The organism is Solicola gregarius, assembly GCF_025790165.1.
Lineage (GTDB): Bacteria > Actinomycetota > Actinomycetes > Propionibacteriales > Nocardioidaceae > Solicola > Solicola gregarius.
This window is the reverse complement of record NZ_CP094970.1, coordinates 2,042,565-2,067,046: the sequence shown is the minus strand read 5'-3', so window position 1 is coordinate 2,067,046 and position 24,482 is coordinate 2,042,565. Positions and strand designations below refer to the sequence as shown.

Genomic DNA, 24,482 nt, shown 5'->3' with positions numbered 1-24,482 from the left:
TCGAATCGCCGATGGGGTGTATATGACGCAAGCAAGGGACAAGGTCCTGCGGTTCGGGGTCCTGGGCACCGACGACGGCGACGTCGCCGACCAGGCACGTGAAGCGGAGGCGCTGGGATATGACATCTATGCGTTGAGCGATCACCTGCACAGCAGCCGTCCGACCCTCGAACCGTGGACGGCTCTGACCTGGGCGGCCGCAGCGACCGAGAACATTGCCGTGCTGTCCGACGTGATCGGACTGCCCTACCGCGAACCGCCGGTGCTGGCGAAGATGGCCGAGACGCTCGCCCGGCTGTCCGGCGGCCGGCTGATTCTCGGCCTCGGTAACGGCGGATACGACGCCGAGTTCCGCGCCTTCGGACTGGCGACGCGAAGCCCTGGCGAGAAGGTCGCCGCTCTCGGCGAGGCCGTGCAGGTTCTGCGCGCGCTGTGGACGGGAAGCGAGACCTCGTTCGCCGGCGTTCACTACCGGCTCGACGCCGCCCGGATCGCGCCACCGCCGACGCATCCGGTCCCGATCTGGATCGGTGCGTACGGGCCGAGGTCTCTCGCCCAGACGGGCGCGATCGCGGACGGCTGGCTGCCGTCGATGCAGCGGCTCGATCTCGAGCAGGCGGCGGCAATGCGGGCTGCGGTCGTGGATGGTGCCAGGGCGGCCGGCCGCGACCCGGATGCCATGGTCAACGCGTGCAACGTCCAGGTTCATTTCGATGAGCGACGATCACCGACTCCGCAGCTGGTGGCCGGAAGCGTCGAGCAGATCGCGCAGCAGCTGCACGCCATCGCCGGTTGTGGCTTCGACACCTTCGTGGTTGCCGGCCTGCGTCGCGGTCGTGACCGGGAGCGGTTCGCGCGCGAGGTCGTGCCGCTCGTCCGGGCAGCAGCACGAAGCGAGGGGTTGATCGCAAATGCCTGACTCCATGGGCGTCACGGACGTCGTCGAGAGGTACCTGGCGGCGGCGCAGGCGGTGGATATCGACGCGCTGCTGGATACGCTCGCGCCAGAGCCGGAACTCGTGTCCCCGTTGTCCGGCCGGATGGTGTTCCGCGGCACGGATGACCTGCGGGTTCTCCTCGCTGCCGTGTACGGAAGCCTCACCGGACTGCGGTGGCACGAACGCATCGTCGATGGTGATCGGGTCGTCGTGACCGGCGAGGCGCGCATAGGTCCGGTGACGCGTAGCGACGTAACGGTGTTCGAGATCAGCGACGGTCGGATCGCCAGAATCCGACCGTACGTGCGGCCGTGGTTCGCCCTGACCGTTGACGCGGTCGTCGTCGGATCAAGGATGCTTCGGCATCCGGGCGTCATCCTGCGTGCGCTGCGAGGTCCGGACTCAGCTCGCTGAGCCGGTCCGGTCAGTGCCATAGCCGTACAGGAACGCGCGTACGCCGTTCGCGATGATGGTGGAGACCTGCTTCTTGGTCGTCCGTCGGCCCGGCCGCAGGGGATCATCGACGGTGACCAGGCGGGTGAAATGCGTTGCCGCGACGTCGGGATCGTCGATGCGAAGGTCACCGTGTGCCGCCAGCGCGGCGAACGCTCGGGCAAGGGCGCGGCGTACCTGCAGCGGTCCGGCAGCCTGCCAGGCGTCCAGCGCGGGTCGTGGAATTCGCCCGACCTCCGCTCGTACCCGATCGACCAACGCACGATGCTCTGCGTAGTCCGGCAACGGCCGGATCCAGGCCGTCGCAAACTCGATCAGCCGCGCCTCGATCTTCTGCTCGCTGTCGTCGGAGACGGTCAGGTACGTGCCGACGATCTCGATCTGTGCTGCGGCAACACGGGAAGCGCTTTGTTCGATGGTGGTCTGGAACAGTGCGTCCTTGTTCTGGAAGTGGTTGTAGATCGTCCTCGTCGAGACATCGGCTTGCGCCGCGATGGCCTCGATGCTCGCCCGGACGTAGCCGAGGTCGGCGAACACGCCCAACGATGCCTCGAGAATCGCCTGCCTCTTGGCCGGATCCGGTCCCCTCCGTCGCTGCCCGCCATCCACAACGGCGCCCTCAATCTCAGAGAATTACAATGCCTGTTGTAACTTAGCACGTGTCGGTGACGTAGCCGGCCGGCTACGATGGCGCACTCGAGGAGACGGCATGGAAACAGATGAGCCCCTGATCGATTTCACGAGCGTGACGCGCCAGGGTCGGGCGCTGGATGTTCGGTGGATCCACGGCTCGCCATCCGCCAAACACAACACCGACCCGGACATCCAGACCCACGCGTACGACGAGCACACGTTCATCTTGCGGCAGAACATGGCGGTCAACTACGAGGCGCCCTTCATGTTCCTCCTGTTCGGAAATGCTCAGGCGGTGCTGATCGACACCGGTGCCACCGCATCCGCCGAGTACTTCCCGTTGCGCCGGGTGGTCGACGAGCTCGTCGAACGGTGGCTGGCCCGCCATCCCCGAGCGTCGTACCACCTGTCGGTACTGCACACTCACCCGCACGGTGACCACGTCGCGGGCGACGACCAGTTCGCCGACCGTCCGGACACCACGCTGGTCGCCGCGGACCAGGCCACCGCCTGGAGGTACTTCGGATTCGACGCGGACCCCGAAGCCGTGGCGAAGGTCGACCTCGGAGGTCGCGTGCTGGAGTGCCTGACCAGCCCGGGCCATCACGCGGCAGCGGTCACGTTCTATGACCCCTGGACGGGTTTCCTCCTCACCGGAGACACGGTCTACCCGGGCAGGCTCTACATCCAGGACTGGTCGGCCTTCGCCCGATCCATCGACCGCCTGAGTGCTTTCGCCGACGACCACCCGGTCACGCATGTGCTCGGCTGCCACATCGAGATGACCAGCGAGCCGGGCGAGGACTATCCGATCCGCTCCACTCACCAACCCGACGAGCCACCGCTGGAGCTGACGACCGACCACCTGCACGAGATCCGTACGGCCGTCAAGGAGCTCGGCGATCAACCCGAACGGCGCGCGTACCCGCTGTTCGTCCTGTGGCCGATCGCCACCGACTGAACCATCGGCATCAGCGCGGCCGCACAAAGAGCGGCCCACCGGTGCGAGCCGCTCTGTTGTTTGTTGTTGTGCGCGAGGGGGGAGTTGAACCCCCACGTCCTTTCGGACACACGGACCTGAACCGTGCGCGTCTGCCTATTCCGCCACCCGCGCGCGCCGATATTGACTTGCTATCGTGATCGTCACGCCCTGCATGACGAATCCTCAGATTAGCACGCGTACGGAACCCGCCCGGACCGCGGTGGCATCTACGCATGCGGGCGGCAGATACGATCGACGTACCAATCAGACAGACTCGTCTCGGGCACACGTACGAGCACAGTGAGGAGGATCGCCTATGGGAGTGCTGCAGCGATTCGAGCAGCGCCTCGAAGACGCCGTCAGCGGCGCGTTCGCGCGCGCCTTCCGTAGCGCGGTCCAGCCGGTCGAGATCGCCGCGGCACTGCAGCGGGAGATCGACAACTCCGCGCAAGTGCTCGCGCGCAACCGGTATCTCGTGCCCAATGCCTTCACCGTCGAGCTGTCGACGGCCGACTTCGAGCGCCTCTCGCCGTACGGCGGCACGCTGTCGTCGGAGCTCACGAACCTCGTCAACGAGCACGTCAACGAACAGCGCTACACGCTCGCCGGACCGTTGCGCATCGACTTCGAGGAGCGGCTCGACCTGTCGACCGGCCGGTTTCGGGTGCACAGCGAGGCGAAGGCGTCGGTCACACCGGTCGCCGGGCAGTCGCTGTCCGAGACCGCGATCGGCCGCGCACCCGTGCTCATCGAGGTCAATGGCGTACGTCACCCCATCGAGCCCCCCGGAATCGTCCTCGGTCGCGGCACCGACGCCGACCTGCGTATCAACGACCCCGGGGTGTCGCGGCGCCATGCCGAGATCCGCATCTCGCTGATGGGTCAGCAGGTCAGCGTCAGCGTCGTCGACCTCGGCTCAACCAACGGCATCGTGGTCGACGGGCAGCGGGTCACCCAGGCGATGCTGCGAGACGGATCGGAGATCCGCATGGGCAACACGACCATCCGGGTACGCAACCCGCACGCACAACAACCGAGTGGGGTGTGATGTCCGAGCTCACGCTGACGCTCATCAAGCTCGGCTTCCTGGCCGTCCTGTGGCTGTTCGTCCTCTCGGCCGTCTCCGTCATCCGGTCCGACATCTTCGGTGCCCGCGTCGAGAACGCCGCGCCCAAGCCGGCGAAGCAGCCCAAGCCGCAGAAGCCGCAGAAACAGCGCAAGACCCCGCGCGGCGCGCCGCGTACGCTGCAGATCACCGAAGGCCCCAACTCCGGTCAGAGCGTCCCGGTCGGTGACCAGCCGATCCTGCTCGGCCGCGGCACCGACGCCGCCATCCGGCTTGACGACGACTACGTCTCGACGCGCCACGCCCGCTTCGCCACCAACGGCGAGCAGTGGTTCGTCGAGGATCTCGGGTCCACCAACGGCACCTACATCGGGAGTCACCGCGTGACTGCACCCACGCCGATCGGCATCGGGACCTCCGTACGACTCGGCAAGACCGTCGTCGAGCTCCGGAAGTAGCGACCCATGGCCCACGAACTCCGGTACGTCGCCGTGTCCGACGTCGGCCGCGTACGCACGGTCAACCAGGACTCCGGGTACGCCAGCGAGCGCCTGCTGATCGTCGCCGACGGCATGGGCGGCGCTGCCGCGGGCGACCTCGCGTCCAGCGAGGTCATGCACGTCATGACCCGTCTCGACAAGCCGCTCGAAGGCGACGGTCTCGAGGCCCTCGCGGGTGCCGTGCACCGCGCCAACGACCGCCTCGCCGAGATCATCGAGGACGACTCCACCGTCGAGGGCATGGGCACGACGCTCACCGCGCTGCTGTTCGACGCCGACGGCATCGCGATGGCCCACATCGGCGACTCGCGCGCGTACCGCCTGCGCGACGGCCTGCTCACGCAGCTCACCGACGACCACACGTTCGTGCAGAGTCTCGTCGACGAGGGCCGGATCAGCGAGGACGAGGCCCGCACCCATCCGCATCGATCCGTCATCCTGCGCGTACTCCTCGGCCGCGACGACTGTGATCCCGACCTCACCCGGCTGGAACCACGCGTCGGTGACCGCTACCTGATCTGCAGCGACGGCCTCTCCGGTATGGTCGACGACCCCAAGATCGGCGAGATCCTCGCCAGCTCGACGATCGAGCTCGCCGCCGTCGACCTCGTACGCCTGGCGCTCGACGCCGGTGGCACCGACAACATCACCTGTGTGATCGGCGAGGTGGTCGATCCCGAGAGCCCGGTCGATCAGCCTCCGTCCGCGACGGGCACCCAGGCGATGCTCGTCGGCGCCGCCTCGGAGCAGCCGCGGGCGCGCGCAACGCACACCTCGACGATGGGTGCGGTCGGAACCGACGCCAAGGGCGAGCGTGACGGGCATCCCGCCGGCGGCGGCACCCCGGTCGACCCCGAGGAGATTCGGTACGCACCGCAGGCGCCGCGTCGATTTCGCTGGCTCAAGCGCATCATCGGTCTCGCCGTCGTCCTCGCCATCCTCGCGCTGATCGGCAAGCTCGCCTACGACTGGTCGCAGGACCAGTACTACGTCGCCGATTCCGACGGCTATGTCGCCATCTACCGCGGTGTGCCCCAGGAGATGCCCGGGCTCGATCTGAGCGACGTCCAGGAGACCACCGACATCAAGGTCGACAGCCTGCCCCCGTACAGCCAGGAGCAGGTACGCGACGCCGTCGACGCCAACAGCTACGAGGCCGCCCAGAACGTCGTCGACAACCTGCGCGACCAGGCCGAGCGGTGCGCCGACCCCGACGCGACCGATGAGGAGTGCGAGGGCAGCGGCTCCGACGAGACGACGACGAGCAAGAACACCGACAAGAGCGGCGACGGCAAGGGCGACAACAAGAACAAGGACGGCGACAACAAGAACGGCAGGAACAAGTCGCCCCGCAAGGGTGGGGGTGGCCGCCAGTGAGCGCGACCGCCACCCAGACACCCGCGTTCGTACCGCGAAAACGCCGCGGTGCCGAGCTGTTCCTGCTCGGGCTCGCCCTCGTCATCGGCATCGGCGCGTACTGCGCCGTCGGACTCGGCGTCGAAGGCACGATTCCCGCCGACGTCTACAAGCTCGGCGGCTCGATGATCGTGCTCGCCGTCGCTACGCACCTGATGGTCCGCAGGTTCGCGCCGTACGCCGACCCGGTGCTGCTGCCGTGCGTCGTCATGCTGAACGGTCTCGGCCTGGCGATGATCTACCGGATCGACCTCGAGCGCGACAGCACGCTCGCCAACCAGCAGCTGATCTGGACGCTGGTCGGCCTGATCGGCTTCCTCGCCGTGCTGATCCTGATCCCCGATCATCGCCGGCTGCAGGCACTCACGTACACCTTCGGCCTCGCCGCGCTGGTGCTTCTGCTGTTGCCCCTGCTGCCCGGCATCGGCCAGCAGATCAACGGCGCCCGGATCTGGATCAAGATCGGGCCGATGGGCTTCCAGCCGGGTGAGCTCGCCAAGGTCTGTCTCGTCATCTTCTTCGCCGGCTACCTGGTGGTCAACCGCGATGCGCTGGCGCTGGCCGGTAAGCGCTTCGCCGGCATCGACTTCCCGCGCGGCCGCGACCTCGGGCCGATCCTGGTCGCCTGGGTGCTCAGCCTCGGCATCCTCGTCTTCCAGCGCGACCTGGGCTCGTCGCTGCTGTTCTTCGGACTGTTCCTGGTGATGCTGTACGTCGCGACGCAGCGTCCCGGCTGGCTCGTCGTGGGCGGCTCGATCTTCGTCGCCGGCGCGTACTTCGCCTACCTGACGTTCGGACACGTCCAGACCCGTATCGACGGCTGGCTCGACCCGTTCTCCGACGACAGCTTCTACCAGATCCAGCAGGGCATGTTCGGCATGGCGTGGGGCGGTCTGCTGGGCCGTGGCCTCGGCCAGGGCGATCCCAACCTCACGCCGTACGCGTACTCCGACATGATCTCGGCATCGCTCGGTGAGGAGATCGGGCTGACCGGCCTGATGGCGATCATCCTCGTCTACGGGATCATCGTGGAGCGTGGCCTGCGGGTCGCACTGGTGTGCCGCGACGCGTTCGGCAAGCTGCTCGCGACGGGTCTTGCCATCGCGTTCGCGCTGCAGATCTTCGTCGTCATCGGCGGCGCGACCCGGCTCATCCCGCTGACCGGTCTGACCACGCCGTTCCTGGCGTACGGCGGCTCATCGATCGTCGTCAACTGGGCGATGATCGCACTGCTGCTGCGGATCAGCGACCAGAGCCGCCGGCCGGCTCCTGCCGTGACGCCGCTGGACGAGGACGACGCAACGCAGGTGGTGAAGCTGAAATGAACCGACCGATCCGCATCCTCTCGATCGGATGTCTACTGCTGTTCCTGGCGCTGCTGGTGAACGCCAACTACCTGCAGTTCGTGCAGGCCGACGACCTCAACGACCGCGCCGGCAACCGGCGCGTGCTCGACGAGCAGTTCTCCCGCGACCGCGGCCCGATCCTCGTCGATGGCGACCCGATCGCACGGAGCACCGAGTCCGACGACGAGTACGAGTTCCAGCGCACGTACCCGTCGCCGTACCTGTACGCCCACCTGACCGGGTTCTACTCCTACACCTACGGCAGCAGCGCACTCGAGCACTCGCAGAACGACATCCTGTCCGGCGATGACGACCGGCTGTTCGTCAACCGGGTCGTCGACCTGGTCGGCAACGAGCAGCCCCAGGGCGGCAGCGTCTCGCTGACGATCGACCCGAAGGCGCAGAAGGTCGCGCAAGAGGGCTTGATGGGGCTCGACTCGGGATTCAAAGGTTCCGTGGTTGCGCTGGACCCGCAGACCGGTGCCGTGCTCGCGATGGTGAATCGTCCGTCGTTCGACCCGAACCAGATCGCAACGCATGATCTGGATGCGTCGCAGAAGGCGTACGAGCGGCTGCTCGACGACAAGACGCGGCCGATGGAGAACCGCGCAGCAACCGAAACCGTGCCGCCGGGCTCCACGTTCAAGTTGGTGACAGCGGCTGCCGCACTCGGCGAGCTCGACATGAACCCCGACAGCACCGTGTTCGGTGGCCAGACCTTCGAGGTCAACGGCTACGAGATGCCGAACGAGTCGGAGGGCACCTGCGCAGGCGGGAACGAGACCGATCTGCGCACAGCATTGATGAACTCGTGCAACACCAGCTTCGGCTGGCTGGCCGTCAAGGAGGGCGAGGACGCCCTCGAAGAGCAGGCGGAGAAGTTCGGCTTCGGTCAGGACTACCTGGACGGTCTGTCCACCCAAGCAAGCCGGGTCACTGTCGAGGGAGCACCTGACATGAGCGAGAACGAGGACCTGCTCGCCAAGTCCGGCATCGGCCAGGAGAACGTCGCCGCGACCCCCCCTACAGATGGCGATGGTGGCCGCCGGAGTCGCGAACGACGGCGAGGTGATGGAACCGTACATCGTCGACGAGGTGCGCTCGCCCGACTTCGACACCCTCGACAAGGCCGACCCGCATCCGATCGACAACCAGCCCGCGATGTCGGAGGGCGACGCCAAGGAGCTGCAAGGCATGCTCGTCGATACCGCCAATGAAGGTACAGCGACGAGCGGCCAGATCAGCGGGGTCGACGTCGCGGCGAAGACGGGCACCGCCCAGCGCGGCGAGGGCGAGGCACCGTACTCCTGGTTCGTCGCATTCGCCCCCGCCGACGACCCACAGGTCGCGGTCGCGGTGATGGCCGACCCGCCACTGGACTGGGGCGGCGATGTCACGGGCAACGGAATCGCCGGGCCTATCGCCAATAGCGTCATGCGGGCGGTGCTCGACCAATGATCACCATGCCTGCAGACGTACGCACGAATCACGAAACGATGGATGGACGCACCGATGACTGAACCACCCCAGGGCCCCCCGATGGGAGCCGATCAGGTCGGTCGCCTCGGCGACCGGTACGAGGTCGGGGGACTGCTCGGGCGCGGAGGCATGGCCGACGTACGCGTCGGCCGCGACCTGCGCCTCGGTCGTACGGTCGCGATCAAGCGTCTTCGCAACGACCTGGCGAGCGACCCGACGTTCCAGGCGCGGTTCCGCCGCGAGGCACAGTCGGCGGCGTCGCTGAACCACCCGTCGATCGTCGCGGTGTACGACACCGGCGAGGAGATCGGGCCCGACGGCCAGGGCGTGCCGTTCATCGTGATGGAGCTCGTCGAGGGCCAGACGCTGCGGGAGGTTCTGCGTCAGGACCGCAAGATCCTGCCGCAGCGAGCACTCGACATCACCGCCGACATCCTCGGCGCGCTCGACTACAGCCACCGTGCGGGCATCGTGCACCGCGACATCAAGCCGGCCAACGTGATGCTGACGCCGTCCGGCCAGGTCAAGGTGATGGACTTCGGCATCGCCCGCGCCATCGCCGACTCGTCGTCGGCGATGACGCAGACGGCCGCGGTCGTCGGCACCGCCCAGTACCTCTCGCCCGAGCAGGCGCGCGGCGAGCAGGTCGACGCGCGTAGCGACATCTACTCGACCGGCTGCCTGCTGTTCGAGCTGCTCACGGGTCGCCCGCCGTTCGTCGGCGACAGCCCCGTCTCGGTTGCGTACCAGCACGTACGCGAGGAGCCGCCCGCGCCGTCGCAGTTCAACCCCGAGGTCACGCCGGCGATGGACGCCGTGGTGCTCAAGGCGCTCACCAAGCGCACCGAGGACCGCTACCAGAGCGCCGCCGAGATGCGCGCCGACATCGAGCGCGTCCTCGCCGGCCTCGACGTCGCCGGGCCCACCGTGACCACGCCGGTCGCGGCGATGCCGATGACACAGCAGCAGGACGCCACCTCCACGATTCCGGCCGCCGTGCCGCCGCCGCAGGAGCCGTACGAGGAGCAGCGCAAGCGTCGCAAGTGGCCGTGGATCCTGGTCATCCTGCTGGTGCTCGCGATCATCGGCGGCGCTGCGTACGCGCTCCGCGACGAGCTCAACGGCGGCGGGGGGAGCGAAGGGCCGACGACGACCACCGTTCCGACCGGTATGCAGGGTCAACCCTTGAAGGTCGCCACGAACAAGTTGGAGAACGCCGACCTCGAGGTGGGCAACACGCCGCGCGAGTACAGCGACGAGTTCGACAAGGGCCAGGTCATCACCTCCGACCCCGGCGAGGGTGAGGAGATCGACGAGGGCGAGCAGGTCGACCTGACCATCAGCAAGGGCGAGAAGAAGATTGCGATGCCTACCGGTCTCACAGGTAAGCCCGTGGACGAGGTCGTTCAGGAGATCAACGACGCCGGGTTCCCGAATGTCACGCCGAAGCGTCAGACCGAATCGTCACTCGACCCGGATCTGGTGATCAAGATCGTCCCCGGCGGGAAGGGGGCCGACCTGGCGCCCGACACGCAGATCACGGTCTACTACTCCGCCGGCTACGATCGGATCCCACCCGGCCTCGTCGGCAGGAAGATCGACCCCGCGCTGAGGATTCTGGATCGGCAGGGCTTCGACCCGGACAACGTCGAGGTGACCGACGACCCGGAGTCCACGGAGGAGGCCGGCGTCATCACTGCGGTCGATCCGGCGCCGGGCTCGTACGTCGACCCCGAGGAACCGTTGTCCATCATGGTCTCCACGGGTGAGAACGCCGAAGAGGACGATTCCGGTAACGAAGGCAACGGAAACGGCAATGGCAACGAGGGAAACGGGAACGACGACGGGTCGGAGCCACCGAGCAACGGCGGTACGACGCAGCGCGGACTGCCGGGCGAATGGCCGTTCGGCCTGATCGACTGATCAGGCCACGGGCTCGGCGTACTGCAGATCGGGAGTGTTGCGGTACGCCGGGATCTCGATCTCGGTCTTGACCTCTTGGGTGAGGCCGAGGTCGTACTTCTCGACGTAGTCCTTGTACACGTTGACCGCATTGGCCGCGTTGAGCGCGTTCTCCATCTCCGTGACGTCACCGACCGCCTCGATCACGTACGGCGGTGCGTACGGCACGCCATCGAGGACGACGGTGTTGCCGACGCACTTGATGCCGGTGGTGCTGATCAGCCGCTGCCCCTGCAGGCTGATGGCCTCGGCGCCGCTCGCCCAGAGCGCGTTGACGAACGCCTGGATGTCCTGCTGGTGCACGACGAGCAGGTTGGGGTCGACGTCGTCGGAGTCGCTCTCCCGCGGCGCGTCGTCGAGGGCGATTCGCATGCCCGGCCCGACCACCTCGGTGAAACCCGTTGTCGGCATCAGGTCTTCGGCATTCTCGCGTTGCTTGACGACGGACTGCTGGTCGACGGAGTTCGCCAGCTCGCGGTTGGCCTCGCGTACGCCGCTGACCTCGTCGCGAAGCTCTTCGACGTTCGCTGCCCGCTCGCGGACCAGCTGGTCGACGTCGGAGTTCTCGGAGCGCAGGTCGGTGCCGTCGGAGCTGATCGCACTGGTCACGAACAACCCGCCCGCGAACACCGTTACCAGCGGCACCGCGAGTCGCCAGGACGTACGCCGGTGCCGCCGTGGCGGTTTGGCGGACTCTGACATGAAGGCTCCGGAGGGGTCGCAGGGAGGTCGGTGTGCGCGTGTCTACTACGCTATCCGACGTTCCATGCCCTGGTGTTCCCGTATGAGGTGTTCCGCGTGACCGATCCGAAGAACCACGACGACGAGCGAGACGAGACCGCGTCGTCTGGTGAGCCGGAAGACATCGATGTCGATGCCGCGGACACCGAGGCGAGCGACGCGGCCGACGACGCCGTCGAGGATGACGCGCCCGACGAGGCGCCCGCAGCCGAAGGCGAGCTCGACGGGCCGGCCGAGGACGACGTGGACCTCGACGACGAGCCGACGGACGCGGACCTCGACGACGAGCCGACGGACGCCGACGAAGAGGACGACGAGTCGGACGACCGGCGCCGCGACAAGCCCGTCCCGACGGGCAAGGCATCGCGGTCGGGCAACCCCGCCCGCGCCGCCGAGGGGGAGGCGAAGACCCGCTCGACGCGTCCGGTCAAGCCGCAGAAGATCGGCAACCGGTGGGCCGCTCCCGCGATGCTCGCCTGCGCCGCGATCGGCCTGCTGTGGATCGTCCTCTACTACGTGTTCGCCAACCGCGACAACCCGATCCCGCTGATGAGCGACCTCGGCGACTGGAACCTCGTCGTCGGCATGGCGTTCATCGTCGCCGCGTTCGGCTTCAGCATGAAGTGGGAATAGCCGCCCGCGTACGGAATGACACGCGTGTAATTATCCACAGGAGTTATCCCCAGTGGGGATAACTCCGTCGCCTTCCGGCGCGAGCCCGGGCGGCCGCTACCGACCTTGCCCCGATCGCGTACTAAGGTCGCCGCGACAAATAGACATTTGTCACGCCAGGGCATAACAAATGTCTCTTTGCTCGCGAGCTCAGGCGGTGAGCTGCCCTGTACGCAGGACGAAGCCCGCGGCGATCGCGATCCACAGCACCGCGAAGGCGGCGACCTGGACGTACGTACGGCCCTGCCGCGGGGCGAATCCGAGCGCACCGCCGCAGAGCACACCGGCGACGAAGCCGCCGAGGTGCGCCTGCCAGCTGATCCCGCCGAACGCGAACGTGATGAAGGCGTTGATCGCGAGGAGTCCGAGCAGCACCCGCACGTCGTAGCCGTGCTTGAGGAACAGCACCAGCGTGCAGCCGAGCAGTCCGAAGATGGCGCCCGAGGCGCCCGCGGTGAGCGTACGCGGATCGGCGAACAGGTACACGAACAGCGACCCGGCCACCAACGAGGTCATGTACATCGCGATGAACCGCACGTACCCGAGCATCCGCTCCAGCATCGGGCCGAACAGGTACAGCGCGTACATGTTGAACATGATGTGGATGAACCCGAAGTGCAGGAACCCCGAGGTGACGATCCGCCACCAGCCGCCGTCCTCGACACCGGTCAGCTCGACGACCTCGCCGTTCTCGCGCGCCCACGCGGACTCGGTGAGCATCGCGCCCCAGTGGGTGACCGTGCCATCGTTGCCCCCCGTCACGAGCTGTGCGAGAAACGCCACGACGTTGATGCCGATCAGCACGTACGAGACGATGCCGACCTGAGCGGGCGCGAGACCGCCGGCGACCGTACGCGACTGGCGTACGCTGCGAGCTCCCTCGGCGACACACTCCGGGCACTGAAAACCCACCGACGCCTGGCGCATGCAGTCGGGGCAGATCGGCCGCCCGCACCGCTGGCATTTGATGTACGTCTCGCGGTCCGGATGCCGGTAGCAGTACGGCGGCGCGGCGTCGGCGGGTTGGGACACTATCGGCGCTCGATCTCGACTCGCTCGATGATGACCGGCTCGACCGGGCGGTCGCCGCGGTCGGTCTCGGTGGTGCCGATGGCGTCGACCACGGCGCGGCTGTCGTCGCCCTCGACCTCGCCGAAGATCGTGTGCCGGTTGGTCAGATGCGGCTGCACGCCGACCGTCACGAAGAACTGCGAGCCGTTCGTACCCGGGCCCGCGTTGGCCATCGCGAGCAGGTACGGACGGTCGAACGCCAGCTCCGGGTGGAACTCGTCGGCGAAGGTGTAGCCCGGGCCGCCGGTCCCTGTGCCCAAGGGGCAGCCGCCCTGGATCATGAAGCCGTCGATGATCCGGTGGAATCCCAGGCCGTCGTAGAAGCGGTTCGTACTCGGCGCGCCGGTCTCGGGGTCGCGCCATTCACGGGTGCCCCCCGCCAGTCCGACGAAATTGTCGACCGTCTTCGGCGCATGGTTGGGGAAGAGCTTGATCACGACGTCGCCCCGGTTGGTCTTGAGCGTCGCGTAGATGTCCTCGGCCACGAGATGTCCTCTCGGATGGGTACTCACTTGGTCAACTGAATCCTGCCATGCCGCACAATTCGGTCACCGAGTGTGGCGGACACCTCTTAGACTGGGCGCCGGATATGGGTACGGTGGGTAAACGTCGACCGCTGCGCCGACCACGGCGCACCAGAGGAGGACAGCATGCTACGTCGCAAGAAGTCCAAGGCCGACGCGGTCAAGGAGCAGGCCGCCGAACTCGGTGACAAGGCAGCAGACAAGGCATCCGACCTGGGCGACAAGGCAGCCGACAAGGCATCCGAGCTCGGCGACAAGGCATCGGAGCTGAGCGACAAGGCCGCCGAGAAGATCGGGCCAAAGGCGGAGGAAGCGCGCGATGCGGCCGCGGCCGCCGTTGAGGCCGTACGCGAGGAGCTCACCGCTCTCGGCAAGGCGATGCTCGCCGACAACGAGTCGGACGACGCAGGAGAGGTCGACACCGAAGCGGCCGAAGCGGCCGATGAGTCGGATGGCAAGAGGAAAAAGAAGAAGGGCAGCAAGTTGAAGAAGCTACTGATCGTTCTCGGCCTCGGCGCGGTTGCCGGAGTTGTGGCGAAGAAGGTCAAGGAGTCGCAGGGTGGGGCACCCGTTCCGCCGCCGGCACCGCGGCCGACTCCGGCGCCCGAGTCTGACTCGAGCGCGAGTGCGTCGACCGAGAGCACCGAGACCACCGGTCCGGCCTCCTGACCCAACCGGGTCGTCTTACGCGGTCGCTTGCGCCTCTTCGGCGATGAGCGACCGCGTATGCCTGGTTGCGCGCCTTTCGGCCCTGAAGCTGACCACCGGGATCGTGCCGCAGAGCAGCGTGACGATCGTGAACGGAATCGTCCAGCGCGCCGCGCGGGCCAGCAGCGCCGCCATGATCAGGAAGATCATGTACAGCCAGCCGTGTGCGATGCCGAGGTACGTCGTGATGAACTCGCCCGCGTCCTGCGCCGACGAGCCGTCCGACGCGAGGTACTTCAGCGGGACGCCGATCAGGATCAGCACGATCAGCAGTACGCCGACGATATTGGCCATCACGCGGTAGCGAAGAAGAGCAGCTTGCACGCTCCTCAGATTACGCGGCCCTGACCGTCGTCCCCACGGCGGCCGCGTGCGTCGCGTACGACGTCGCGGCACATCCGCACCCACATGAAGACCGCGAACGCGCCGAACACCCACCACTGCACGGCGTACACCAGGTTGCGCAGGCCGACCGACCACGAGACGTCCGGATCGGGCGGCGGCACCGTCTCGAGCCCGGCGCCCGGCGCCGGCTCCGTCTGGATCGCGTAGCCCGAGTACAGGTCGTACGGCAGCTCGTTGGCGAGTGCGGGGATCCGGACGGTGTCGGTCGTACGATCGGCGCCGAGCGGCGCACCGACGTCCTCACCGAACTGCAGCACCGCGTCGATCGTCGTCGCGCCCGACGGTGGCGCCGGCAGCCGATCGTTGGTCGGCGACCATCCGCGTACGACGAGCAGCGCCTCGGTGTCGCGTACGACGAGTGGCGCGAGCAGCCAGTAGCCGTCCTCACCGTCGAGACTGCGGCCCGAGACCCACACCTGCTCGTCGGCGGGTGCGAACGTCCCGGTGACCTCGACGGGACGATGGTTCGCCGAGCCCGAGAAGGCGTCGTCGGGGCCGAGCGCCTCGTCGAGCGGCACGGTCGGTACGTCCTGCTTGTCGGCGCGCTCGTGCTCCTGCCGGGTGTCGTACACCCCCAGCTGCCACAGGCCCATCACGATCGTGAACACGACTGCGACGACGCCGAGCGCGTGCAGGCCGAGCATCGGCGGGCGTAGCAGCACCCGTAGTGACGACTGCTCGGGGGCGTCGTCACGCACGGGCGGTGGCGGTGTCTGCGTGCTCAGGACGCGAACCGCGGCACATCGGGGTAGAGCGGGAACTTCGCGGTCAGCGCGTCGACGCGGGCGCGCAGCCGCGAGGTGTCCGCGAGATCGGGGTGCAGCGCTTCCGCGATGATGTCGGCGACCTCGGTGAACTCCTCGGCGCCGAAGCCACGGGTCGCGAGTGCGGGGGTGCCGATGCGCAGACCCGATGTGACCATCGGCGGTCGCGGATCGAACGGCACGGCGTTGCGGTTCACGGTGATGCCGATCTCGTGCAGTCGATCCTCGGCCTGCTGACCGTTCAGCTCCGACTTGCGCAGGTCGACGAGCACGAGGTGTACGTCGGTGCCGCCGGTGAGCACCGTGACACCGACCTTGCGCATATCGTCGCCGGTGAGGCGCTCGGCGAGCAGCTTGGCGCCGTCGATCGTGCGCTGTTGGCGCTCCTTGAAGTCGTCCTGAGCGGCCATCTTGAAGGCGACCGCCTTCGCCGCGATCACATGCTCCAGCGGACCACCCTGCTGACCGGGGAACACCGCCGAGCGGAGCTTCTTCGCGACCTCGTCGTCATTGGTCAGCAGAGCGCCACCGCGCGGCCCGCCGAGCGTCTTGTGCGTAGTCGTCGTGACGACATCCGCGTACGGCAGCGGGCTCGGGTGCAGCCCGGCGGCGACGAGTCCGGCGAAGTGCGCCATATCGACCATCAGCCGCGACCCCGCCTCGTCGGCGATCTCGCGGAACGCCGCGAAGTCGATCTGCCGCGGGTACGCCGACCAGCCGGCGATGATCATCGACGGCTTGTGCTCGAGCGCGAGGGAGCGGACCTCGTCCATGTCGAGCACGTGATCGGCCGCACGTACGTGGTAGGGCACGACGTTGTAGAGCTTGCCGGAGAAGTTGATCCGCATGCCGTGCGTCAGGTGGCCGCCGTGCGCGAGGTCGAGGCCGAGGATCGTGTCGCCGGCGCTGATCAGCGCGTGCATGGCCGCGGCGTTGGCGGTCGCACCGGAGTGTGGCTGGACGTTCGCGTACGACGCGCCGAACAGCGCCTTGAGCCGGTCGATCGCGATGTTCTCGACGACGTCGACGAACTCGCAGCCCCCGTAGTACCGCTTGCCGGGATAACCCTCCGCGTACTTGTTGGTGAGTACGCTGCCCTGCGCCTGCAAGGACGCGACCGGCGCGAAGTTCTCCGACGCGATCATCTCGAGCGTGCTCTGCTGACGGTCCAGCTCGGCGTCGAGCGCGGCGGCGACCTCGGGATCGAACTCGCCGAGCGACTGGTTGTGGGTGGGGCTCTGCGTCATGTGCTACCTCGCTGCGTGCGTTTTCGAAGGCTGTCGGGATCCCGAAAAGAGGGTATCTTGCCGAGCTAGGGCCGTAACACTGCTGGCCACCACATCTCAAAAGAGGCGATCCCTGTGCTGAGACGCGTACTCACCGTCATTGCCGCTGTCCCACTCGCGATCGGGCTTCTCGGGGCGCCCGTCGACGCATCGACCCCACCGTCCGCTTCGACCAAGAGCCACGCAGTGCGTACCGCGCCTGCTCCGGCGCCGACCGAACCGCAGTACGACTATGCCGACGCCATCCGCGAGACCGTCTGGGTCGAGGCGCCCGACCTCGACGGCAACGGCGAGCCCGACCGGGTCGCCGCCGACATCATTCGGCCGCGCGAACTGAACGGCGAGGCACAGATCCCGGTGGTGATGGACGCCAGCCCGTACTACTCGTGCTGCGGACGCGGGAACGAGTCCGAGCTCAAGCTCTACAACGCGCGCGGCGGGCCGGAGAAGTTCCCGCTGTACTACGACAACTACTTCGTGCCGCGCGGGTACGGCTACGTCGCCGTCGACATGGCGGGCACCTCGCGCTCGACCGGCTGCACCGACGAGGGTGCCGACTCCGACATCTTGTCGGTCAAGGCGGTGATCGACTGGCTGAACGGTCGTGGCAGAGCGGTCGACAGAGACGGCAACGAGGTGAGCGCCGGCTGGTCCGACGGCAAGGTCGGCATGATCGGCAAGAGCTACGACGGCACGCTCGCCAACGGCGTCGCCGCGACGGGCGTCGAGGGGCTCGAGACGATCGTGCCGATCGCGGCGATCAGCTCCTGGTACGACTACACGCGATATCAGGGTCTGCCGTTCTCGTACGACTATCCGACCTACCTCTCGTCGTACGTCGAGGGCGATCGTTCCGAGGACATCGACTGCTCACCACGGCTCGACGAGATGGCCGCGAACGACGGCGACGAGACCGGCGACTACACGGACTTCTGGGCCGACCGCGACTACCGTGAGGGCGCCGACCGCAATGCGGCCAACGTCACGGCGAGTGTCTTCATCGCCCATGGCCTGCAGGACTTCAACGTCAAGACTCCCAACTTCTCCCGCTGGTGGGACGACCTCGGCGAGAACGGCGTCGAGCGGAAGATGTGGCTGACCCGGGTCGGACACACCGATCCGTTCGACTCCGCGCGCAAGCAGTGGGTCGATACCCTCCATCGCTGGTTCGACCACGAGCTGATGGGCGTCGACAACGGCATCGACCGCGAACCCGCCGTACGCGCAGAGGTGGCGCCGGACAAGTGGGTCAGCTCGCCGGACTGGCCGGTCTCGAAGCGAACGGTGAAGCTGCGTCCGCAACGCAACGGCTCGTTGGTGAAGGGCAGGCACAGCGACGCAACGGCGGAGTTCGTCAACGATCCGCAACAGGACGAGTCCGACGCCATCACGGCTGGCAACAACCCCCACCGTCTGCTGTTCACGACCGGTCGGCTGGGCCGCGCCGTACGCCTGTCCGGTTCGGCCGAGGTCCGGCTCGACATCGCGCATGCGGCCGAGACGGGTCAGGTCGGAGTCGCGCTCGTCGACTACGGGCCCTCGCGGCGGGTCGTCGACGCGAACGGCGGCGTACACAACCTCGACACCGAGTCGTGCTGGGGAGCGGCGACACCGGCGGACGACGCCTGCTACACCGACGTCGCGAAGACCGTGGGGCGTACGCCCCTGCAGGTCCTGTCGCGCGGATGGGCACGGCTCAACGAGGGCGACCAGCAGCGCGTGACGGTCACCCTCACGGCGAACGACGTACGAGTGCCCAAGGGCCACCGGATCGGCCTGGCCGTCGTCGGCGCTTCGCACGACTGGGTCGTCACGGTCGACGATGCGGCCACCGAGTACGCCGTCAGCCTGCGCGACAGCGTGCTGCGCCTGCCGATCGACGGCAAGCTGCCGAAGCTGCGGCCGGGCAAGAGCCTGGTGCCGAAGGTCGTACCGCAGCGAGTGCTCGCCGAGCAGGAGGACGTGATCATCCCCCGCTGAGCTAACCGGGGCTCCCCGCCCACTGGGCCGGACGTTCGAGTGCGACACGCCGGCGTGTCTCCGCTCGAACGTCCCGCTCACGGTGGAGTCAGGTCAGGACGATGCCACGAGGCGATGCCGCTGCGCGAATGCCGAGAGCTCGGCTCGCTGTTCATCGACCGTAGATCCGGTGGGCGCGACCACCAGGCGGGTGACACCTTGCTCGGCTCGTGCGGCGACGTCATCAGTGGTCATGTCGATGGTGCCCCAGCGGGTGTGGTCGAACCCGTCGAGGCTGCGTCCTGCGGCAGCCGCGGTGTCCTGGACAAGCTGCCACAGCTCGGCACGCTGCGGCAGGCTCAGCCGCCCGCCCGGGAACCAGCCGCTGCCCCTCGCTCCGGCGCGACGAGCCGCGGCACGGCTCGAACCGCCGACGTGGAGCGGCACTCCGTCGGCCTGATACGGCTTGGGGAAGCTGGTGAGCGAGTCGAACGAGTAGAACTCACCGTCGTGCGAAACACCGTCACGGTCGCCGGCCCACAGCAGGCGGAGCGCATCCATCGCGTCGTCCGCGACGCGACCACGCGCCGCGTAATCGACGCCGAATGCCGCCGCCTCCGCCGGCACAGTGCCGAGCCCGATCGTCACGAGCCGCAACCGTCCTTTGGACAGCAGATCGATGGTTGCCAGCTGCTTCGCAAGGGTCACCGGGTGGTGGTAGGGGAGCAGCAGGACGCCCGTGCCGAGGAGGATCCGCTCCGTCGTAGCCGCGAGGTAGGCCAGCGCACCGAGCGGGTCCACGACCTCCGTATCGGCCGGAAGCGCGAGCTGTGCAGGCTCGGGACGCGCGCTCAACGCGATGTGCTCGGGTACGTAGATCGCCTCGAACCCGAGACCCTCCGCGTGCTGGGCGATCGCCGACATTTGGTCGGCGCCGGTGCCGTAGTACGCGGTGTTCCAGGAGAGAGCGAACTTCATGCCGACGAAAACCCGTTCGGCGGCGCCGCGTATTCCCGCCTCGGTTCAGCTCGATCGGCGGCGGGCGAGGCTGTCGAAGGAGCGACGACCATGCTTCGGTGGGGCGAGCCGGCCGTCGACCGCGTCGGCGAGCAGGCTGCCGACCGTCTCCTCTGCGCACCTGCGGTTGGCGCCGATGCCGCCGGACGGGCCACGCTTGATCCAGCCGACGACGTACGTGCCGGGCACCCCTGCGACCCGGCCGGCGTCGCCGGGGACGGTCGCCGTCTCCTCGTCGAAGGGCAGGTCCCTAACGGGTTGTCCGCGATAGCCGATGGCGCGTAGCACCATTCCCGCGGGGATCTCGGACCCATCAGACGTACGCACGGCGCGTACCTGTTGATCGCCGAGGATCTCCGTCTGCGTGCTCTCGAAGCGCAACACGATCCGCCGGCCCGGTGGCGGCGGGGCGGTCCAATCGACTCGACTGGTGTCGAGACCACGCAGCACGCCGGCCTTGTCGCCGTCGGCTGCGACGGCGATCGCATCGACGATTGTTGCGTCATGACCGTCGACGACGACCTCGACACCCTGCCGAAGGGCCCGCAACTCTGGCGTCGTGTACGCCGCGTGCTCGGGTCCGCGGCGCCCGAGCAGCACCACCTCGCGTACCTTGCTCGCCCGCAGCGCCTGCAGCGCGTGGGGTGCGATGTCGGTGCCCGCGAGCGTGCCGGGATCGGTAGTCAGGATCCGCGCCACGTCGAGCGCGACGTTGCCCGTGCCGATGACGACGATCCGCTCGGCCGACAGGTCGATCGCGTCAGGGGAGACGTCCGGGTGACGGTTGTACCAAGCCACGAACGTACGCGCAGCAAGGGATCCGGGCACGTCCTCACCCGGCACGCCGAGACGCCGGTCGGCGGACGCACCCACCGCATAGATCACCGCGTCGTGGTGCGCTGCCAGTTCCTCATGGGTGATCTCCCGCCCCACCTCGAGTCCGAGATACAGCGTGGTGCGCGGGTGGTTGCGATACCGCTCGAACGTCGACGAGATCCCCTTCGTCGACGGGTGGTCGGGGGCGACACCGAACCGGACGAGTCCGCCCGCGACCGGCAGCCGGTCGATCAGCGAGACCTTGGCATTCGTGTGCAGCAAGAGGTCTTCGGCCGCATACATACCGGCCGGGCCGGTGCCGACGATCGCCACCCGTAATGGACCGAAGTCCGACGGCAGGCTCCGCTTGAACGCGACCGGTGCCCACTCATGGAAGTTGGGCTCGACATCCGTGCGCAGCGCCGGCGCGTCTTCGTAGTACGCGGCGTTGACATCGGCGTACTCGCGCAGGGACGCGGTGAGCATGTCGATCGGCATGACCGCATCGACGGGGCACGCATCCGCGCAAGCGCCACAGTCGATGCACGAACGCGGGTCGACGTACAGCATCTCGGTCGTGCCGAAGTCGGGCTCGTCCGGTGTCGGGTGGATGCAGTTGACCGGACACACCGACACGCAGGTTGCATCGCTGCAACACTCCTGGGTGATCGCGTACGGCATCAGAGCAGGTTGGCGCGTTTGTAGAAGAACTGCGCGGGCTTGGTCAGCAGCCCGACCGACGCCAGGAAGTCCATCAGGCCCGAGCAGCTCGAGCGCATCTGCGACTTGTGATGCTCGTTGGCCCTCGCCTCACGCAGCGCGCGCGACTTGTCGAGTCCGGCGCGCTCGTACACCTTGTCGTTCACCATGCTGGTGACGATGAAGTACGACGCGATGGCGGTCACCACGGCACCCACCTGGCGACGCAACCAACCGGTGCCTGCCATCCGCTCGCGTACCTCTTCGCGGGCGAACTTCATGTGCCGCGACTCCTCGATCACGTGGATGTTGTTGATCGTGCGCACGAACGGCGCGATCCGCTCGTCGCGCATCCAGTCGCGCTGCATCACGTCGAGGACCTCCTCGGCGACGAGGATCGCCGCGTACGCCGTCTCGCCCGCGGCGATGGTCTTGAACGCGCGACCGAGCTCGACGACGTGGCGCTTCGGCCGGTATGCGGGCGCGCGCAGCTTCTCGGCACCGCGGGCGAACATGATCGAGTGCCGGCACTCGTCGGCGATCTCGGTGAGCGCCCACTGGAAGTCGGGGTCGGTCGGATCCTTTGCGTAGAAGTCGCGCAGCATCATCTGCTGCAGGATCATCTCGAACCAGATGCCCGTACTCGCGACCGAGGCGGCCTCCTGCCGGGTGAGCTCGCGCCGCTGTTCGTCGGTCATCTCGTCCCAGTACGAGGTGCCGTAGAGCGTGCTCCACTCGGGGCTCGCGCCGTGGTCGCCGGTGTCGAGGGGAGTGTCCCAGTCGACCTCGGTGGCGGGGTCGTACGACAGGGTCGCCGACGACTCGAGCAGCCGCTGGGTGGTCGCGTGCTCGGACTCTTCGCGTGCGGCTGTGCTGGTCATGGGCATCTCCGTTCCGACGGTTACTCGTCAGACATCATGTTACATGATCGATGTCATATAGCAATCGCAACCGGAGGCACCCACGGCCACCTCGCGTGAGTCACGCCGAAGTACGGCTTCCTGCCAATGCGGATGGTTCTATTGGCGGGAATCCGTACCTCGGCGAGTTGGTGACTAGCGCAACGCGTTCCGCCAGGCGTGGTTCCCGCCCACGACCGGCAGGTTCAGCCGGCTCGAGCGGGTGTCGAGCGTCAACTTCGTGCCGGCCGGCGGCCGAATGGTGAACTCGTTGTCGCTGGACATCACCACGAGTCCGACGCGCGAGCCCGCCGGGATCACGGAGTCCTTGGGCTGCAGGTCGAAGCGCAGCATCGCCGATCGGCCGGGACGCAGCGGGATCTCGGAACGGTCCGAGCGCCGGTTTCGCGGATCCATCCACCCACGCGTCAGGATCGTCGCCGACCCATCGGCGTTGTACTGCACCAGTAACGCCGTCAGGTTCGCTCGCTTCTCGCTGAACGCCGCCCGCAGGCGCACGGTCGGGGTGCCGCTGATGCGCACGTCCTCGTCGGTCCGCTTCGTCAGGTACGCGAGACGGTGCTCCGACGTGGCGGCGTCGACCAGTGTCTGCGCCTGGATACTCGCATCGTCGACGAGCGACTCGTGCTTGCCCGGCCCATGCGAGCGCGTCGTCAGGCCGCCCTGCGTCCGACCACCGGGAGTTGTACGCAACCGAACGTCATCCGCCTTGGGATCCGGGAAGTCCGCGTACGCGGTCGGATCGCCGCGGTCGTCGCCCTCGCGCACGACGTACGCGTGCGGCGCCTTCTCGACGCCGTTGTCGACGCCGTAGAGGAACCGGGTGAACCAGCGGTTCATCATGTCGTCGGGCGGCGCCCCACCGTGCCCGCCCTGGTGCAGGTAGATCTGGTGCGGCACGTGGTTGCGCTCGACGGCGCGGTAGAACCGCGCGGCGTTCTTCGCCATCACGTTCCAATCGTTCAGCCCGTGCGCCACCAGCGTTGCGGCGTGCACGTTGTCGACATCGCGCATGTAGTCGCGGTTGGCCCAGTAGCGGCTGTAGTCGCCGGTCGCTCGGTCCTGCTCGGCGGCGAGCTTGTCGATCACCGGCTGACAGATCTCGCGATCGGACCGCGAGTAGACCGCGTCCGCGAGCACGTCGGTGTCCTCGCCCTGGTAGCCGCCGGGTGCGCGCACGGCGCCGTTGGCGCGGTAGTAGTCGTACCAGGAGCTGATCGCCGATACGGGAATGATCGCCTCGAGTCCCTCGACTCCCGTCGTCGCGACCCCCTCCGGCAACGTGCCGTTGTACGACGTGCCGGTCATGCCGACCTTGCCGGTCGTCCAGCCGGGGGCCGGCACGGTCTCGTCGGAGTCCTGCCCGGCGTACGCCTGCGCGCGCCCGTTCAGCCAGTCGATGACCGCCTTGGGTGCGAGCGACTCGTTCGGACCGCCCGAGGTCGGGCAGCCGTCGGACAACCCGGTGCCCGGCGACTCGGAGTGGACCACGGCGTACCCGCGGGGGATCCACGTCGACTCGTAGCCGGTCGAGATGATCGGGCTCGTGTCGCGCGCGTCCCACGGCGGGGTGACGGGGCGGGTCGCGGGCGGATCACCGAGCGGATGGTCGACGCCCCAGTTCTCGGCCGGGCCGATGCCCGCGTAGTAGGGGCTGTCCTCGTAGATCACCGGCACCTGTACGTCCGCCGACTCGGTCTCGGCCGGTCGTGCCAGGCTCACGTGGACACGGTCGCGAGCGCCGTCGCCGTCGCTGTCGAAACCCGTCTCGACCCACAGCTCCTGGCGGATCCAGTCGTCCGGGTTGTCGTCGAAGACCGGCTGGCTCATGCCGTCCTCGAACACCGGGCCCTCGAAGTCGGTGTCGGCGGACGCGCCGCCTGCCTGGCTACTGAGTACGCCGGCCGCGAGCACGGCGGCGGATGCGCCGACCACCAGGCCCCTGGCGCGGTTGGATGTTCTGAACACGAATCGCCCTCCACTCGACGGTGACGCCGGCCCCAGGCGCGTACGCCACATCTGACCGCTAATGAGCGCCCGCGTCAACCTGTAATAGGCCGTCGCCGAGTCCATCGCGAATCTGAGGGGAGCGCTACTCGCGAGTCGGGCATAGATTGAGCGGACC

Annotated in this window: 23 protein-coding genes, 1 tRNA gene and 1 pseudogene; 13 read left to right on the top strand and 12 right to left on the bottom strand. The window is 67.8% G+C overall.

Going from position 1 to position 24,482, the window contains the following annotated elements; translation table 11 throughout:
* The first annotated feature begins 22 nt into the window (after positions 1 to 22).
* Together L0C25_RS10255 and L0C25_RS10250 are read left to right on the top strand one after the other, a co-directional pair.
* Positions 23 to 919 carry an LLM class flavin-dependent oxidoreductase gene (locus L0C25_RS10255; protein ID WP_271636393.1) on the top strand — a complete coding sequence of 299 codons (897 nt, stop codon included), beginning with the start codon at positions 23 to 25 and terminating at the stop codon, positions 917 to 919.
* Entirely contained in the window at positions 912 to 1,352 is a 441-nt protein-coding gene (locus L0C25_RS10250) for a nuclear transport factor 2 family protein (RefSeq protein ID WP_271636392.1), read from the top strand. The genes L0C25_RS10255 and L0C25_RS10250 overlap by 8 nt, the downstream gene beginning before the upstream one ends.
* Here L0C25_RS10250 and L0C25_RS10245 read toward each other — a convergent pair.
* Entirely contained in the window at positions 1,341 to 2,000 is a 660-nt protein-coding gene (locus L0C25_RS10245; RefSeq protein WP_271636391.1) for a TetR/AcrR family transcriptional regulator, read from the bottom strand. The two genes, L0C25_RS10250 and L0C25_RS10245, sit on opposite strands and share 12 nt — an antisense overlap.
* A gap of 100 nt (positions 2,001 to 2,100) precedes the next feature.
* On the opposite strand from L0C25_RS10245, the gene L0C25_RS10240 reads away from it, so the two are divergent.
* Positions 2,101 to 2,985 (top strand): MBL fold metallo-hydrolase, encoded by an 885-nt coding sequence (locus L0C25_RS10240; protein WP_271636390.1) that lies wholly within the window; start codon positions 2,101 to 2,103, stop codon positions 2,983 to 2,985.
* A 69-nt stretch (positions 2,986 to 3,054) separates the two neighbouring features.
* Here L0C25_RS10240 and L0C25_RS10235 read toward each other — a convergent pair.
* A tRNA-Leu gene (locus tag L0C25_RS10235) sits at positions 3,055 to 3,138 on the bottom strand.
* 184 nt (positions 3,139 to 3,322) lie between these two features.
* Here L0C25_RS10235 and L0C25_RS10230 point away from each other — a divergent pair.
* The 7 genes and pseudogenes from L0C25_RS10230 to pknB all read left to right on the top strand — a co-directional run bounded on the left by L0C25_RS10230 (position 3,323) and on the right by pknB (position 10,736).
* Positions 3,323 to 4,054: an FhaA domain-containing protein gene (locus tag L0C25_RS10230; protein ID WP_271636389.1), complete on the top strand. Its 732-nt coding sequence runs from the start codon at positions 3,323 to 3,325 to the stop codon at positions 4,052 to 4,054.
* Entirely contained in the window at positions 4,054 to 4,530 is a 477-nt protein-coding gene (locus L0C25_RS10225) for an FHA domain-containing protein FhaB/FipA (protein WP_271636388.1), read from the top strand. The genes L0C25_RS10230 and L0C25_RS10225 overlap by 1 nt, the downstream gene beginning before the upstream one ends.
* A 6-nt stretch (positions 4,531 to 4,536) precedes the next feature.
* The gene (locus L0C25_RS10220; RefSeq protein WP_271636387.1) at positions 4,537 to 5,949 is read left to right on the top strand and encodes a PP2C family protein-serine/threonine phosphatase; all 1,413 of its coding nucleotides are present in this window, start codon (positions 4,537 to 4,539) and stop codon (positions 5,947 to 5,949) included.
* Entirely contained in the window at positions 5,946 to 7,313 is a 1,368-nt protein-coding gene (locus L0C25_RS10215) for an FtsW/RodA/SpoVE family cell cycle protein (RefSeq protein ID WP_271636386.1), read from the top strand. Before L0C25_RS10220 ends, L0C25_RS10215 begins: the two co-directional genes overlap by 4 nt.
* Positions 7,310 to 8,296, top strand: a pseudogene (locus L0C25_RS23975) (penicillin-binding transpeptidase domain-containing protein); the annotation flags it as partial. The gene L0C25_RS10215 and the pseudogene L0C25_RS23975, both read left to right, overlap by 4 nt.
* 67 nt (positions 8,297 to 8,363) lie before the next feature.
* On the top strand, positions 8,364 to 8,792 hold the full coding sequence (locus tag L0C25_RS10205) for a penicillin-binding transpeptidase domain-containing protein (RefSeq protein WP_333908582.1): 429 nt from the start codon (positions 8,364 to 8,366) through the stop codon (positions 8,790 to 8,792).
* A gap of 54 nt (positions 8,793 to 8,846) precedes the next feature.
* Complete coding sequence (gene pknB, locus L0C25_RS10200) at positions 8,847 to 10,736, top strand: Stk1 family PASTA domain-containing Ser/Thr kinase (protein ID WP_271636384.1); 1,890 nt, start codon at positions 8,847 to 8,849, stop codon at positions 10,734 to 10,736.
* On the opposite strand, the gene L0C25_RS10195 is transcribed toward pknB, so the two are convergent.
* The gene (locus L0C25_RS10195) at positions 10,737 to 11,477 is read right to left on the bottom strand and encodes a DUF881 domain-containing protein (RefSeq protein ID WP_271636383.1); all 741 of its coding nucleotides are present in this window, start codon (positions 11,475 to 11,477) and stop codon (positions 10,737 to 10,739) included.
* Positions 11,478 to 11,573: 96 nt separating this feature from the next.
* Here L0C25_RS10195 and L0C25_RS10190 point away from each other — a divergent pair, with 96 nt between their 5' ends.
* Positions 11,574 to 12,149: a cell division protein CrgA gene (locus L0C25_RS10190; protein ID WP_271636382.1), complete on the top strand. Its 576-nt coding sequence runs from the start codon at positions 11,574 to 11,576 to the stop codon at positions 12,147 to 12,149.
* 189 nt (positions 12,150 to 12,338) lie between these two features.
* Here the strand turns inward: L0C25_RS10190 and L0C25_RS10185 are convergent, their stop codons facing one another.
* Positions 12,339 to 13,220 carry a rhomboid family intramembrane serine protease gene (locus L0C25_RS10185; protein ID WP_271636381.1) on the bottom strand — a complete coding sequence of 294 codons (882 nt, stop codon included), beginning with the start codon at positions 13,218 to 13,220 and terminating at the stop codon, positions 12,339 to 12,341.
* The gene (locus L0C25_RS10180; RefSeq protein ID WP_271636380.1) at positions 13,220 to 13,744 is read right to left on the bottom strand and encodes a peptidylprolyl isomerase; all 525 of its coding nucleotides are present in this window, start codon (positions 13,742 to 13,744) and stop codon (positions 13,220 to 13,222) included. Before L0C25_RS10180 ends, L0C25_RS10185 begins: the two co-directional genes overlap by 1 nt.
* Before the next feature lie 165 nt (positions 13,745 to 13,909).
* Between L0C25_RS10180 and L0C25_RS10175 the strand changes: the two genes are divergently transcribed.
* Positions 13,910 to 14,452 carry a hypothetical protein gene (locus L0C25_RS10175; protein WP_271636379.1) on the top strand — a complete coding sequence of 181 codons (543 nt, stop codon included), beginning with the start codon at positions 13,910 to 13,912 and terminating at the stop codon, positions 14,450 to 14,452.
* A gap of 15 nt (positions 14,453 to 14,467) precedes the next feature.
* On the opposite strand, the gene L0C25_RS10170 is transcribed toward L0C25_RS10175, so the two are convergent.
* The 3 genes from L0C25_RS10170 to glyA are packed head-to-tail and all read right to left on the bottom strand — an operon-like array spanning position 14,468 to position 16,907.
* The gene (locus L0C25_RS10170; protein WP_271636378.1) at positions 14,468 to 14,815 is read right to left on the bottom strand and encodes a DUF3817 domain-containing protein; all 348 of its coding nucleotides are present in this window, start codon (positions 14,813 to 14,815) and stop codon (positions 14,468 to 14,470) included.
* Between the two features lie 5 nt (positions 14,816 to 14,820).
* Complete coding sequence (locus L0C25_RS10165) at positions 14,821 to 15,594, bottom strand: SURF1 family protein (RefSeq protein WP_271636377.1); 774 nt, start codon at positions 15,592 to 15,594, stop codon at positions 14,821 to 14,823.
* Positions 15,595 to 15,617: 23 nt separating this feature from the next.
* Entirely contained in the window at positions 15,618 to 16,907 is a 1,290-nt protein-coding gene (gene glyA, locus L0C25_RS10160; RefSeq protein ID WP_271636376.1) for a serine hydroxymethyltransferase, read from the bottom strand.
* Between the two features lie 114 nt (positions 16,908 to 17,021).
* Between glyA and L0C25_RS10155 the strand changes: the two genes are divergently transcribed.
* Positions 17,022 to 18,926: a CocE/NonD family hydrolase gene (locus L0C25_RS10155; RefSeq protein ID WP_271636375.1), complete on the top strand. Its 1,905-nt coding sequence runs from the start codon at positions 17,022 to 17,024 to the stop codon at positions 18,924 to 18,926.
* A 93-nt stretch (positions 18,927 to 19,019) separates the two neighbouring features.
* On the opposite strand, the gene L0C25_RS10150 is transcribed toward L0C25_RS10155, so the two are convergent.
* The 4 genes from L0C25_RS10150 to L0C25_RS10135 form a co-directional block, all read right to left on the bottom strand.
* Positions 19,020 to 19,883: a TIGR03619 family F420-dependent LLM class oxidoreductase gene (locus L0C25_RS10150; protein WP_271636374.1), complete on the bottom strand. Its 864-nt coding sequence runs from the start codon at positions 19,881 to 19,883 to the stop codon at positions 19,020 to 19,022.
* A 45-nt stretch (positions 19,884 to 19,928) separates the two neighbouring features.
* Complete coding sequence (locus L0C25_RS10145) at positions 19,929 to 21,419, bottom strand: FAD-dependent oxidoreductase (protein ID WP_271636373.1); 1,491 nt, start codon at positions 21,417 to 21,419, stop codon at positions 19,929 to 19,931.
* Entirely contained in the window at positions 21,419 to 22,318 is a 900-nt protein-coding gene (locus L0C25_RS10140; protein WP_271636372.1) for an AurF N-oxygenase family protein, read from the bottom strand. The genes L0C25_RS10145 and L0C25_RS10140 overlap by 1 nt, the downstream gene beginning before the upstream one ends.
* Positions 22,319 to 22,492: 174 nt before the next feature.
* The gene (locus L0C25_RS10135; RefSeq protein WP_271636371.1) at positions 22,493 to 24,325 is read right to left on the bottom strand and encodes a Xaa-Pro dipeptidyl-peptidase; all 1,833 of its coding nucleotides are present in this window, start codon (positions 24,323 to 24,325) and stop codon (positions 22,493 to 22,495) included.
* Positions 24,326 to 24,482 lie beyond the last annotated feature (157 nt).